Below are 14942 nucleotides of genomic sequence, written 5' to 3' on the forward strand. Positions count from 1 at the left end.
CCTACTTGTGAAAGTTATTTCGTCCCCGTTCCTTAGCCCTTTCAGGGCATGCTGAGGAAGGATTGCTATATTAATTTGTGTGACTTTACCGGTAATAAATTGCCGGCCTATTTTTAAATGTCCCTAACGGGACAAAGGAAGCATCCCATTCCCCCTGATTTTTTTCTCGTTCCCACGCTCCAGCGTGGGAATGCATACCGCTATTTTTCAGCAATTCCCACAGTCATGATAATTTATTAATTTAATCACACTTTTCTGCCCAAGAAACGGTCCCGCTTTTTGTTGTTCCTGGATTATTTACTTCAATATCAATTATAGCTCCTGTACTTGATTGAATAAAAGCTTTTGAGCCCTTTTCTCTGCCGGTATGGATATTTGGTGTAATTACAAGCCCCTTGCCAAGGTCTTTCATTCTTATAATTTCATGGTTGCCATCATTGTCTACATCCGTGCCAAGGCCTAAAACAGATTCATAATAAGCGGTTCCGGTCTTGAAGTATACTCCATAAAGTTTACTGGAGCCTTCGTAGCTGCATGCATCATCATCCGGTTTGTAGGTAGTAAACAAAAGAATGTCGCCCAGCAAAGCAGCCTGACCAAAGTTTCTCTCTCCGGTTTCCGGAAAATTTAAAAGCCAGCCATCTTTCGTTACAAATATATCATTGTCGGTGTCTTGCATTGTGGTGCTATTGTCGAATACCCTTACTGAGCTGACATCCAAGAGGTCTGGTGGATCTTTATCTGGTGGATCTTTAATGCCGTAATAGGTTTGCTGATCATTTGCGTGCCCACCTGTAACGTCGGAAGACCGATTAAAAAATCTTCCGGTTCCGAAAAAGACCCAGCGATTGCCAACTTCATCCTTGCCGACAGAAGGCGCTGCGGTTATAGGTTTGCCGGCATCAATCAAGATGCTGTCTCCAATCCAGTCAGCACTTGCAATTTTATTATCTATGATGATTCTTCTTAACTTACCTCCCCATCCAATAGCTGAGTCTCCTGATACCGTGCCAAAATATACCACATCTGCTTTGTAAGCAAGGTTAGGATCTACGTTAGAATCTACGTTAGAATCTACGTTATAATCTACAGATACAGGATCTGATACAAATGAGTTATCATCCAGTTCTACAAATGGATTGTCTGATGATATGGTTTTATTTTGAACAAGTTCATTCAAATCAACTATATATATTGCAGCTTTTTGCTGGCTGCTTGCTTCCTGCAAAGATGCTGTATCCGGCCCGTTTGCTCCGCTTCCGATTGGTCCTGAGCCCAAAACAAGATACCAGTCGTTCTGGTCGTTGTCGGTTTTATCCTTCATACATATTACTGTTGGATAGCATGTTGTAAAACCAAGACCATCAAAAGAAATTTCTCCCAAAAGTTCCGGTTTCTTTTCAGGATTCGTAATATCCATAATTATAAATGCCGACCTCATCACCGGTTCATCTTGTGGAGTGCCATTATCATCATATTTGTTAGTATTATCTCTATCTGTATCGGCCTGGATCTGCCCCCCTCCGAAACGCATCCCGCAAACAAGAACTGTTCCCCAGCCATCAGGATGATCATCGTCAGCAGTAAATATTTTGGCATCAAATATTTTTGGTTTTAAATCTACATAAGCCACATGGTAATCGGCATTGTAGTCGCTTTCGGTAAGCCAGTACAGGTGCGGTAAAAGGTTATAGGGAGCATATGCCCAAAGTTCGGCTCCCAGATCGGGGCCGGTATCATTAAATGTTCCGTCGGACTCGGAATAACCTTTCCAAAACTTATTAATGGGTAACTTAGTGGATGGATTAATGGATGAATCAAAAAAACCTCCGTTAAAGGCATGAAGCATACCGTCATTAGCGCCTACATAATTAACGTGCCGGCGGTTTTTGTATTTACGATAAAATTCCGTATAGCTTGTATCTCCATAAAGCAGATCAAAATCCTCAGCAGGCGCCGCCACTACTGTCGGAGAGGAATAGATAATGTCCCCCAGCCGCCATGTATCTACTGTACCGTCTTCATTATAGTCTATCTGCCTGCTCCTGAAGGCTGGAATAGACATACTGGCTTCTTCTCCCTGGTCTTGTCCTCTTATATAGTTTATGATTCTTTTAGATTGAATATTAATAAATGCTTCTTTGGCTGTAGCATCAGCAGGAAGATAGTCAGGCAAGGTTGCGCCAAAAACAGAAGGATAAAGATGAAGATAGGGATATATAGAGCTTTCTGTATCAATAAAATCAATAACTTCACCTGAATCAGGGATTTTATCTTTATTACTGTCTACAAAGGTAAATATATATCTTTGTTTTGTATTGCTTATATATGTCGACCTTTGTTTGGTAATATCAGCATCCGATATATCGCCAAGCCAGTTGTTTGCTGACCATAAATATTTTATGTCCCCGATTGTTCCCACGCAAAGAGGAATTTTTTCATCATCATACATGCCATTTCCGTTTGTATCTATATATTCTTCACCTTCATCATACATGTCATTGCCGTTGGAATCTGTGTATTTTTCTAATTGCTCCAGCCTGCCATTCCCGTCTATATCGGCATGTTTGTAAACATTCGATCCATCAAATTTAATTACAAGATCTCCCTCTTCCAACGGATCTGAACAGGTGCCGACTTCTATGGTGCCGTCTTTGTCAGCATCTTTTGCCATGTCAAGTTGTCCGTTTTGATTTGTGTCTTCACGCATATTACCGTAGGCATCCACAAATAGTGCATGCACATCACCCACCCAGTTTACTGTATTTCCCAGCGGGCCTTTATATTCCGGATAAAATAGTGATTGATAGATCGCTCCCTCTCCTGAACGTGTGCTGGAGATAACTGAAGCAGCGGTTCCTGATGCGGCCCGGCGCAGGATGTCGGCAAAAGATTTGTTAAGCTGTTCTTCCAGCCGCAAGGGATTTGTTACATAAAAATAGGTATCCGGCACACCATCCATATCCTTATCCCATTCTTCCTGTTTATCAGGGATATTATTTCCGTCTTCTCCTTCTTCAAACCCGCCCCATTTGGCTGCATACCATAAGGGATTCTTAAGAAGTGTTGCGGCAGTGTCGGTTCCGGGAGTAAAGGTTCTTGATGTAGTTATTGGAAGAGCTTCATCATCATCCCAGGTTTCTCCCGGTCCCTGGCCTGGAGGTGTATCAAGAAAATAATCAGGATCATTTCCTGAGCCCGTATCATAATCCCTTACCTCCAGATAAGCGCCGTCTGCTGTTGTGCCGGAAATAACATAGCCCAAATGTTGAATTATTGAACCGGAGGCATAGGTTGATGTCAATGTAATGGTGATTGTATTATCAGCATTGACTGTATATTCATATTCAACAATAGCATCCATGTCGTGGTCTGCCCCTTGCTCAACATCTTCATAATTAATTCTGAATTTTCCGTAAGTGGGCGTAATAGTATCCACAAAAAAATCAACAATTGTATTGGTCGGCTGAAATTGCCCTTCAGTTCCATCAATTGAATAACCACCCACCGATTTACCAAATGGAACAAGGGTTACAGTCTGCCCCCCGACCGGTATTGTTATCCTTGGCAGGGGTGAAGCCAGGCCGACCGCGTAAGTTATAACTTTTTGATCTTCCTCAATAGTGTTGATATCCGTTTTTCGCCCATAATAGGCTACGCCGGCGGAATAATAACTTCCCTCCTTTGTAGGTTCTTCCGGAGCCAGGCCGCGAATGCTGCCAAACCCTGTTACGTTTTTTACTGTGGGTGCGCCATCGTAGTTACTTCCTGATTGTCCGATATAATAATCTCCTGATATATTTTCTTCATTTGAAATGGTGTCTGCCAAATTGCTTACATCCATTCCGGTTAAACCATTAGTAGCAATTCCATTGCCAAAATTAGAATTAACTCCGGGAAGCTGGTCAGAATCATAGGTTGGATTTATATCGCTTATTACAAGCATAAATGGTTTTGCACAATGTTCGTTTGAAGTATAGGGATCATCCCAGTCAGGCAAAGGAAGTCCAAGATTAGAATCATCTGTTGTCCCGCTGTATGTAAAATTAGATGTAGGATTTCCTGTTCCTGCAAAATATCTTAATCCCTCATACATCATCTCGGCTACCGGGTTTCCCCACATCCGGCATTGGCCCTCTTCAAGAGGATGCGTGGTTATCCAGCCGCAGTTGCAGTTATAGGAATCCCCACCATTACTATTATAGGAATATCCAACAATACGAAATTTGTTAATTGTGTTGATTATTCCGTTTGTTCCTGTGAATTGACCGGTGGTGGAATTAATTTCATCTGTAATGGTGCCGATTTTTTTTCTTAATACACCTCCGGACGTATTTTTTGCATAAGAGCCTGTCAATAAGCCAAAATACATTCTTTCTGATTCACCGTGTCTCTGGAGAAGCCCAATCGGTTTTATACAGCCGTCAGGATATATTTTACTGTTAGGTTCCGGCATTGAAGAGTCGCAAACTTTAACTCGGACTATATAATCAGTAATAGCCGATCCGCCACTCTGAACATCGTAAACCGTCTGGGTAAGGTCATTAAAAGCACTGCCTGGAACTATTTCCCAATTATTATCTGTGCTGTCTGGACCAGCCCACCGGAGATAATAATTATCACCACCCGTTCTTTCCTGGTGCCTGAATTCTATTTCATGTGTACCTGCGCCAAGGTCAATAGTGCCATGATAGGTATGACAGTTGCATCTGCCATGGCCGTCATACCATCCAGCCACTACTATGCCGTCAATAATAACCTCCACGGCATCATCACCATCCACGGCAAATTCATAAGCGCCACCTGTGGCTATATTAATATTACCGGAAAAAATAGTAAGATAGTAGTCATCAGACCCAAATGGATTTCCACTTCCATCAATATTGTCTACGGACTGGCTTCCTTGTAGATGGCTGGGGTTGGCATAAGCAAGTACCAGATTTTCATAGTCATTATGACTGGCAGGATAACTGTTATAATTACCACTGCTTGAAACAATTGAATCATCACAAACAGGTCTTTCCTTGGCTACCCATTCCCATATTCTGTGTGGGTTGTTTAGTGCAACCCTGAGCAGAGGACCGCCGTTGTCTGATAGAGTTGTTGATGCGAAAAGGTGTCTTGTCCCTGGATCAGGCAACTCAAAAGGAGTATAATCCCTGATATCATAGCTGTCATGTTCAATGCTTTCATATTCCTTGCCCCAGGAATGGGCATCCTGCGGGACATATACCCGCTGCAGGACTGTTTCGGATGTAGTATCCGTAGAGCGATATCCTCCATACAGTACCTTGCGAAGGCAATCCATTCTGGACATGGTAAGGTAATTGAGAAAATCACCGCTCCAATAATTTCCTGAAGAAGGGCACTTTTTATCATCGGTTGTGCCGACAGGATTGAAGCGGCCATTTGTTGAATTATATTCATAGTATTTAAAGCTGTCAAAATATCCATAATAATCGATATCAGGTTTGTATCCCACATCAAGCACCCCATCGCCGTTTAAATCGGATGCATCATTATAGGCTTCATAGTAAAGTTTGTGATTACGGCCCATAACAAGCATTACCAGGGGAGGAGCTCCTGCGGAAACAAAGGGGGGCAAAAGAGTGTAATCATCTTTGTTTGTTGCATAGCATGTCTTCGTTATGGCGATTGAGCCAAGAATAGCTAAACTTATTCCCGCTATTATACTTTTATTTATTATGTTTTTGATCATCCCGACCTCCTAAGGACTCGCACAAAAATAACTTGGCATTTTAAGCGCCGATGCATCCCGCCTGACTGCGTTGCGAAAGCTCGGAATATCCTGATATTCTTGCGTTTTCGCGCCTTGTCAGACGGGCGCCTCAACACTTGAAATTGCCAACTTATTGTTGAGCGAATCCTAATCAAATATTATCATTTCGTATATTCTGCGGCCCTGCACCCGGATCATGGTTTTTTGTCCCGTCAGCACATTGTTAAAAGAACATTCTTCCTCATACCAGGATTCTGCAGAATGATCATAGCAACGTTTGTGCAATACAGCTTCCGGCATAAAGGTATATTTTTTATTATCCACCATGACATATCGATATGTTGACTGCCAGACTCCTTGGGTTACTTCACCCTTTACCCATACAGTCCGCGCATGAGCAAAATTTGCAATACTTAGAAGGCAGAGAAAAAATAATACCCCGGTTAACAAATTTTGTAATTTATTTTTCATTTTAAATCTCCAAAAAAAGTTACATAACATGCCGCCAGCGCCCCATGATTGTTGCTCTGGCATTGTTTATACCCTCGCGCCGGGAACGAATATCATACACAACCTGTCCGCCTCCCCCTGCTGCTCCCTTGCCCTTACCTTCATATCCGGCGATCATTTGCAAAGCACTGCCGGTAGATAAAGAAGTATTACCGCCAATCAGGATATTTGTATGGGGAACACTCGAAGATGGCTTAGCAGGAATTGACACATTTCGGTTAGTATCTGATGGCATATTAGCATCAATATCTGGATTCATAAAAAAATCTACCGAATAAATTCCAACACCTCCCAAGACATATGGTAGTGGAGTAACAGATGGAAACCCCCTTAGTTCAATATTTTGCTCAATTAATTCTTTTGATGCTTCAACTCCGCCGTCAGCATTATAAAAAGCCATCTTGTGCCATTTATCATTGCCTGCGATCTGTATTTCAATGGTGGAAGTTGTAGTTGCAAAAATACCAAGTAGAGTCAGCAGCATTAATATTACAACCGAAATTAATAAAACCGATCCATTTTGATTACAAACAGATAGTTTAAGTTGTTTCATAATCCATCTCCAGTTTTTGTATGAATATCTCTTGTAGATTTATTAAATTTCATCAAATTTGATATAATCCATTGTTACTGTTCTTGTTGCCCCTTTTTCAGTCCAGGTGGTAATTATCCTAATTGTTTTGGTGTTTTGAATGGGCTGATTAACGGCAATATTGCAAGAAGTAGTATATTGAACACCGGTTACACCTTTGGATTGATTCGTTTCATCGGGAGTTCCACCATGTTCATTTGTATGATCTAAGCCGCCTGTTCCGTTACCATCATTATAATCATCATCATCACCATCATCATCAAATAAAACATGATCATCATAATTAAGCAAAATTAACTCTTCTATTTTATCTTGTGAAATCGTGCTTGCTTCGCTCAAATGACTGGAATACGAATTTCCTTTAATAGCTGAAAGCTGCATGGCGGCAACACCAAGTATCCCTATTGCGAATACTGTCATGCCTATTAATACTTCTATCAGAGTAAAACCGCTTTGATTTTTTTTGATTTTTTTATTCATAGTCCCAGGTTCCTGCATTTTACGGTTGTGGTTAAAAGCCTACGCCGGAAATTATCATTTGGAGTTATCACCTTATGTCCAACAACATAAGTACGAGTATTGAAGTATTTATTATCTCTACGATCAGCTCTGGCCAGCATCCAGATACGAACTGCCCGGATATCATTAACCGCCACATCAGCAATGGCAGTGCCGTTAACAATTCCGTTATTACCAGCACCGGGACCATCAGCGGCATCGATATCGCCGTCGTCATCTGTATCCAGATTAATATCAAGATCATTATCGCCATCTGAATCTACCGCCCAGATAACATTACCATTAGGAGATGTATCCAAGTTACCATCACTATCAGTGTCATAAGCATAAGCAAAGCCGAGGGCTTCAATATTTTCAGCTAACATTTGTCGCCCTCCTCCACTATTTCTGGCCAGATCCGGATTACCATCGGGCGTTAAAATAGGAGAATCGCAAATAGAAAAAGAAATAGTCTCATTACCACCCAAGACTCCATTATCATCAAAATCAGTCGAAATCTGTATAGCGCCATTACCGGTCATGGTTATATCAATATTATTGTTTATATCCCTGGGACATACATTTAATATCCCCAGCCCCCCGATGTTTTGCGGGTTATACCCGGCCATCCTGATTTCCCGCACCATCATATCCATTCCGGCCCTCAGATTTTGCTGCATAACAGTCACATCATCCTGAATAATATAACTTTTCTGCTGAGACTGAAATGCTGTAAAAATTGCCGCTGAAACAATTCCGGTTATGGCCATGGCAATCAATAGTTCGATTAATGTAAAGCCGTTGCAACTAAACAAGTTATTTTTTTTCATTTTCCGTACCTTAGATTTTAATTAATCTTTATGCTGCCTGCTGAACTTACGGTTACTGTATATATTCTGCCGTTTGTATTTGTTAAAGTTAAAGTTCCGGCTCCAAATCCGCCAGCATTATTAATTGGCAAACCCCTGGAATTAAAGGCAACGCTTGGTCTGCCATTATCATTGTTAGCAAAGGTGTTGCCTGTTAGATTTACACTTTTATAATCGGCAAAATTTAATCTGAGCAGGATCTGTTCCCCAGCGTCATATTCTAAATCATTATCACTGTCGATATAGTTCACGCAGTCATAATTAGTCCCTCCTATAGGAAGGTTAAAGGTAATGGTTGCGTTGGAATTCCGTTTAACCGCTTCCAGCTTCGCCTTCTGCATATTCGAATACAAATCCCTTGCAGCAGCCTTTAACCTGTAATTAGGCAGCCAGTTTATAACAGCCGGAACGGCAATTGCAGTAAGTATGCTGATTATGCCGATAGCAATCATCAGCTCTATGAGTGTAAAACCTGAATTTTTTTGTAAAATTTTGCGCATTTTGTTATCCTCCTGGCACTATCCATACAAGATATGTGCCAGGTTTGGCGGGTGATGCGCAACACAAGATTGTAGAAAAGGGGAATGAATATATGATATGATTTAACTTGTTGAAACGACAAGATTTAAGCTATGGAGAGATGATAGAAAATATTTCAGGAAGGCAATGAAATCTGAAGGTAATATTGGAGAATATAAAAGATTTTTCAGAGTTTACTATTAAAAGATTTAATAGCGGTATAAAATAATTTAAATGTTTTCCGGCTTTTTTTTCTAAACTATACTCCCTTTTTATTTCTTCTTACCTGTTACCCAGATATAATCAGCGAATGTCAATTTTACCTTGCTGCCCGCAGGCGCCAAAAAAATAGTCCTGAAGGGCGCCTGGATATGCTTCAATCGGGTACGCTCAAAAGCCCTGTTCGGCACTCCGAATTTCTCCTTTATATGTCCATTCCCCACTATTACAACCATTATATCATCCTCCAGGCTGCCGGCCACAGTTTCGGCCATAGCATCTTCCCATACGCACTGTGCCGCATAAAAATTCTCAAAATTTTCTATCCCCTTTATGTGGTGATGACTGAAAATTTTTTTCACATATTCCCTGTGGGCTGTGTTTGAAGTATCAATTTTTTTTGGAAGATATTTTTTTTCAAAATCAGATAGATTCTCTATTCCGCCGACAGCTATCTTTGGAGGAATATGAAAGGGGATATTAATACCAACAAGTTTTATATGTTTTTCCTTTAAAAACTGAAGAATACCGGAATAGAGTTTAAAATCGAACCTCCAGTTTGCATACCAGTGGGTTTTTTCGATAAAAGATTGTTCGTCCATGCCACCCGCAGTCCATTGATCAAGTATCTTCCGGTACGAACGATCAAAAGCCTCCATGCCTACGGCTATATTATGATGCTTTTTATACAGAGCCTTGATCAGCTTAAGTTGAACAGTGTGATGCACAGGGTCGTTATGCCTTTCACCTATATAGATTATCCGCACCCTGTTTAAATCCGACATAAGCTCTTCAAAAGATAGAGTTTCACCTGTTTTTGCTGAAATTATTTCACCGGCTTTAAAAGTTCCCGGTAAATCCGTGATTGTCAGTCTTTTCATTCTTGCTCCGCAGCCCGGCAGGCAGATCAACAAAAAAAGAGATAGCAGCATAGAACAGAGCGCCGCATGATGATTTTCAATGTTTTTCATATTAATGCGCCTCGGCCCAGTTTTTGCCTGCGTCCAGATTTACTTTCAAGGGCACCTTAAGGTCCATAACATGCTCCATAATTTCCTTGACAAGTTCTTCGGACGCGTCCAATTCCTCCGGAGGGGTTTCAAAAAGGATTTCATCATGCACCGACAAAAGCATGGCCGCTTTCAGGCCTTTATCTTTAAATGCCTGATTTACATTTATCATGGCAATCTTGATCAAGTCGGCGGCGGTTCCCTGGATGGGTGTATTGATGGCGGTACGTTCAGCATACTCCCGCAGTGTCTTTTTCGGGCTGTCAATATCCGGCAGCAGGCGGACCCGGCCCAGGAGGGTGGATGTTGTTTTTGTTCTGCCCGCCGCTTCAATGGTTTCGTTTATAAAGCGTTTAACGCCTTTATACCTTGCAAAATAACTATCAATATACTGTTTTGCCATCTTGCGGCTTATATTCAGTTCTTTGGAAAGACCATAAGGGCTCATACCGTAAACAATACCAAAATTGATTGTTTTGGCCTGCCGACGCAAATCCGGCGTAATAAAAGAAGGAAAAACCTGGAATATCTCGGCAGCAGTGCGGGTGTGAATATCTTCCTCATCCAGGAAAGCCTTTATCAGGATATTATCATCAGAGTAATGCGCCAGTATTCTTAATTCTATCTGGGAATAATCGGCAGCAACAAGCATCCACCCCGGCCTGGGAATAAATGCTTTCCGTATTTCCACGCCTTCATCTCCGCGAACAGGGATATTCTGAAGATTCGGTCTGGAACTGCTAAGGCGGCCTGTGGCGGTGACGGTCTGGTTGAAAGATGTATGTACTCGGCCGGTTTCAGGGTTGATCAGGGCGAGCAGGGAATCCGTATATGTAGATTTGAGCTTTGCCAGGGTTCTGTACTTTAAAACAAGCTCAGGCAGTTCATGCATTGGCGCCAGCTTTGTCAGCACATCCACATCGGTGGAATATGCGGTTTTTTTTTTGGTCTTTTTTTGAACAGGCAGATTCAGTTTTTCAAATAATATGCTGCCGAGCTGCTGTGAGGAGTTGATATTGAATTCTTCCCCGGCCGCCGAAAAGATATCCTGCTCCAGGAATGTAAGCCGTTCCGTAAATAAGGTTGAAAGGCTTTTCAGCCTCTCTGTGTCAATACATATTCCCTGCATCTCCATATCTTTTAAAACAGAAACAAGGGGCATCTCCACTTCGTCCATAAGTTTATTAAGGCCGGCCTGCTCAATCTCTTTTTCTAGCACCTCACAGGCCATAAGAGTGATATCTGCGTCTTCACAGGCGTATGGAACTCCCTGTTCCAGGGGAACAGATGCAAATCCGTTTTTACCCCCATCTTTGGCATCTTTTACGTTTTTTATAACATCCGTATAGGAGATAGTTTTGTGATCAAGAAAATCGAGAGCTATCTGATCAAGACTGTGCGCTCTTTTTGAGGGATTAAGAAGATAGGATGCCAGCATGGTATCGAAAACCACACCTGCCAGATTGACCCCATGACGGGCAAGAACAATCCAGTCATATTTTATGTTCTGACCGATTTTTTTTATTTCGGGATTCTCCAGGAGTTGTTTCAACTGCCCCAAAACATATGCCTTGTCGAGCTGTTCCGGAGCGCCCGGGTACTTATGACCGCATGGTATATAATAAGCCTCATCCGGTTTTATCGAAAATGACAACCCCACAAGATCGGCATGCATGGCATCCTTTGAGGTTGTCTCCGTATCCAGGGCGAAAATATCCGACGCTTCCAGTTGCTCTCTCAAACGGAAGAGCTCATCTTCAGTATAGACTGCATGGTAATTCTTATTGGAAAGATCGGTTTTTTTGGGAAAGTCCTGCTGCAATCTCCTGAACTCGAGTTCCTTAAAGAGTTCAGCCAGGATTTCATTATAGGGAGATCTGTATTTATAATCTTCGGGCACAAATTTTAAAGGCACGTTTCGGTCGATAGTCACAAGATCTTTGCTTAAAAAAGCTTGATCCTTAAATTTAACAAGTTTTTCATGCTGTTTTTTTTTGGTGATTGTATCGACCTGTTCGTATAATCCCTCCATACTGTCGAAATTTTTTATAAGTGAAATAGCCGTCTTGGGTCCAATGCCCGGAACACCCGGGATATTGTCCGCCTTATCCCCGGAAAGGCCCATTACATCTATCATCTGCAACGGTTCAAGACCGGACTCTTTTCGCACCGTATCCGCATCCGTTGTTTTCTCCTTCATCGGATCCCAGATGATCGACCTGTCTGTAACAAGCTGGACAAAGTCTTTGTCCCCTGTCACCATTACTACCTTAAAGCCCTTATTCTCGGCTTTTTGGGCGGCGGTTCCGATAAGATCATCCGCCTCGAACCCTTCCAGTTCCATAACCGGAATATTAAAGCCCCTTGTGATATCTTTGATATAGGGAATCTGCAAAACCAGGTCTTCCGGCATTGGAGGCCGATTGGCCTTGTAATCCTCATAGATTTTATGCCTGAAGGTAGGCCCCTTGACATCAAAAAAAATAACAATATATTCCGGCGTACGCTCTTTTATCAGTTTTATCAGCATCCTGGTAAAACCAAAAGTTGCATTAGTAGGCAAACCCCTGGAATTGGAAAGCCCCCTTACCGCATGATATGCGCGATAGATATACGCACTTCCGTCTATCAGGTAAATGGTTTTGTCGCTATTCATAAAATATATATCCGTTTAATATTCATAATGTATGTTTTTTATCGCTTATTCTATAGATTTTCAGATAAACAATTTCACAAGGCCAGAGGTGGTAGGGGTTCAAAATCTTGAACCCCCACCACGACGACCGATAACGCAGTGAAATTATTTATGTAAACATCTATATATCAGGCAGAATTAAATTCCAATAAGCGGCAGAGCGCTTGTCAAGAATGCCAGGCGGTCGATTATTAAAAGCATGCCGGAACTGCAGGTCGGTAAAATATCGGCGCATAACCGGAATATCAATATCCAGACAATATTGCATAAAGTACACAAGAAAGCGATCGACATCATGAATCTTTTTTCCCGGAGGCTCAAACCAGTTTACACGGCGGGCTATTTGTTTAAGCTCGTTATTAATTATGGTTATGACGGATTCCATTCGCTATTTTTCATATAAAAAATTCCCATCGGCAATATTTCAACCTGTGCGGTTATAATGATTTCAGGACCCTATGCATAAAAATAATTAGCCACCCGCTCACCATGCTCGCTCGACCCGCACAAACAGACACGGACAAAACACCATATTTTTTGGTGGACTAATCAATGAATATATTAGGAACGACCTTTTGATCGGACTATCGCATATCGACAGCTCAAAATGTTTGTGTGCGTCTGTGGCTAATAAATGCATTTTTAATGCTAACTGCTACCCTTACAGTTCGCAATTTTTTCATCCCTGGATATAAACTTATCATTCTATTCGTCATTTCTCAAGCCGAAAAGACCAGGCTAAACAGGAAGTGGTAGAGACGCAAAATTTTGCGTCTCTACTTCTCAGAATCGGCGCTTGCGTTTGTATCCCGATTTGTATTATATTTATCGATTATACTTTTTGGAACTGGAATTTAAAAATTGGATGATTTCCTGTTAATAAAAAAATGGACCGACAATCACCTCTTGAAAAAAGGATAAAAAGACACGTTGCTGCAAGAGAACATCTTTTTTTTGCCGCAACAACTCCCGGGTTTAAAAGTGTCTGCTTTAAGGAGTTATTTAATATTCATGGCTCTATTAAAGAGATAAACATGGTGAATGGTGGGGTTGAGTTTAAAGGTCGTTTGCAGGATTGTTACAAGGCAAACCTGTTTCTCCGCACCGCCAACAGGATCATCATGCGCATAGGGAAGCTGAAAGCAACCAATTTCAGGATACTGGAAAAAAAACTTACAAACTTTCCCTGGGAACTTTTTATCCCATACACAAACGGAAATAATAGTCAGCCTGAAATAAGTGTCACTTCGATACACTCCAGGCTGTATCATAAAACAGCGGTTGCGGAATGCTTCAGAAAAGGCATAACAAACAGGTTTAATAATGTGCCTGGCTGTCAAGCCGGGAACATTGATTATTTACAACAGCATCTTTTTGTCAGAATTCAAGATGATAATGTTATTATATCCCTGGACAGCAGCGGAGAACTTCTCCATAAAAGGGGAGTTAAGAAATATAAAACCAGGGCGCCGATTCGTGAAACAATAGCATCCGCGGCTTTGATGCTTGCAGGATATGAGGCCGGAAAACCTTTGATTGATCCTTTGTGTGGTTCCGGAACTTTTTCGATTGAAGGGGCGATGTTGTCGTCAAATATCCCGGCCGGCTGGTTCAGGGAGTTCGCTTTTATGGGGTGGCCATGTTTTAAAACTGAACAGTGGGCTTATATAAAACGTGAAGCAGAAAAAAAAATTTTGCTTTTAAACGAATTCTGCGTTTTTGCTTCAGATATAGATGACCGCCATTGCCGCAGGTTGGATGATACTTTAAAATTACATAAATTATCCTCCATAGTGAGAGTTGAGAATAAAGATTTTTTCAGGTTTTCACCTTCCCACATCTTTAAGCATGCCGGTACTGTCGCGATAAATCCTCCCTATGGTCTGCGTCTGGGCAATAAAAATGAAAGTATAAAATTGCTTGGAAATATTATCAATAAACTTTTAACAAGTTATGCGGGATGGAAATATGCGCTTGTTGTTCCAAGGAATTCCGTTACTGATAATGTTTTATCCAACAGTTCATCTCATCAATTTTGCCACGGTGGTCTCGATATGATTTTACTTACCGGAAAGGTGAGTTAAGGAATCCGGAGAAAATGATAATTGAGAGCGGCCACAAAAAAAGGGCTGCTTTTTCTACAAAAAGCAGCCCTTTCATATTTTTATCGGCAATTTTATTGGCTGGGAGACCAGGATTCGAACCTGGGTTGACGGAGTCAGAGTCCGTAGTCCTGCCGCTGGACGATCTCCCAAAATTTTTTCTGTTTATTATATAAAAAAGGTTTAGA

10 protein-coding genes and 1 tRNA gene are annotated in these 14942 nt (G+C 41.5%); 1 reads left to right on the plus strand and 10 read right to left on the minus strand.

Going from position 1 to position 14942, the window contains the following annotated elements:
• Positions 1–241: 241 nt before the first annotated feature.
• From BuS5_RS03005 to BuS5_RS03045, 9 genes are all read right to left on the minus strand, one after another.
• Positions 242–5719, minus strand: coding sequence for a PilC/PilY family type IV pilus protein (locus BuS5_RS03005; RefSeq protein WP_051374965.1), 5478 nt, complete (start codon positions 5717–5719; stop codon positions 242–244).
• A 168-nt stretch (positions 5720–5887) separates the two neighbouring features.
• Positions 5888–6211, minus strand: a complete 324-nt coding sequence (locus BuS5_RS03010; RefSeq protein WP_027354455.1) for a hypothetical protein — start codon at positions 6209–6211, stop codon at positions 5888–5890.
• Between the two features lie 19 nt (positions 6212–6230).
• A complete protein-coding gene (locus BuS5_RS03015; RefSeq protein ID WP_027354454.1) occupies positions 6231–6803 on the minus strand; it encodes a pilus assembly PilX family protein in 573 nt (190 codons plus the stop codon).
• A gap of 42 nt (positions 6804–6845) precedes the next feature.
• Entirely contained in the window at positions 6846–7322 is a 477-nt protein-coding gene (locus tag BuS5_RS03020; RefSeq protein ID WP_051374962.1) for a type IV pilus modification PilV family protein, read from the minus strand.
• On the minus strand, positions 7319–8170 hold the full coding sequence (locus tag BuS5_RS03025) for a PilW family protein (protein ID WP_027354453.1): 852 nt from the start codon (positions 8168–8170) through the stop codon (positions 7319–7321). Before BuS5_RS03025 ends, BuS5_RS03020 begins: the two co-directional genes overlap by 4 nt.
• Positions 8171–8187: 17 nt before the next feature.
• Complete coding sequence (locus BuS5_RS03030) at positions 8188–8709, minus strand: GspH/FimT family pseudopilin (RefSeq protein ID WP_027354452.1); 522 nt, start codon at positions 8707–8709, stop codon at positions 8188–8190.
• A gap of 291 nt (positions 8710–9000) precedes the next feature.
• Positions 9001–9918 (minus strand): ChaN family lipoprotein, encoded by a 918-nt coding sequence (locus BuS5_RS03035; RefSeq protein ID WP_027354451.1) that lies wholly within the window; start codon positions 9916–9918, stop codon positions 9001–9003.
• Position 9919: 1 nt separating this feature from the next.
• The gene (gene polA, locus BuS5_RS03040) at positions 9920–12613 is read right to left on the minus strand and encodes a DNA polymerase I (RefSeq protein WP_027354450.1); all 2694 of its coding nucleotides are present in this window, start codon (positions 12611–12613) and stop codon (positions 9920–9922) included.
• Between the two features lie 160 nt (positions 12614–12773).
• Positions 12774–13037, minus strand: a complete 264-nt coding sequence (locus BuS5_RS03045) for a hypothetical protein (protein WP_051374959.1) — start codon at positions 13035–13037, stop codon at positions 12774–12776.
• Positions 13038–13539: 502 nt separating this feature from the next.
• On the opposite strand from BuS5_RS03045, the gene BuS5_RS03050 reads away from it, so the two are divergent.
• On the plus strand, positions 13540–14736 hold the full coding sequence (locus tag BuS5_RS03050; protein WP_027354448.1) for a THUMP domain-containing class I SAM-dependent RNA methyltransferase: 1197 nt from the start codon (positions 13540–13542) through the stop codon (positions 14734–14736).
• Between the two features lie 96 nt (positions 14737–14832).
• Here the strand turns inward: BuS5_RS03050 and BuS5_RS03055 are convergent.
• Positions 14833–14906: transfer RNA gene (locus BuS5_RS03055), tRNA-Gln, on the minus strand.
• Between the last annotated feature and the right edge of the window lie 36 nt (positions 14907–14942).

Source organism: Desulfosarcina sp. BuS5, assembly GCF_028752835.1.
Lineage (GTDB): Bacteria > Desulfobacterota > Desulfobacteria > Desulfobacterales > BuS5 > BuS5.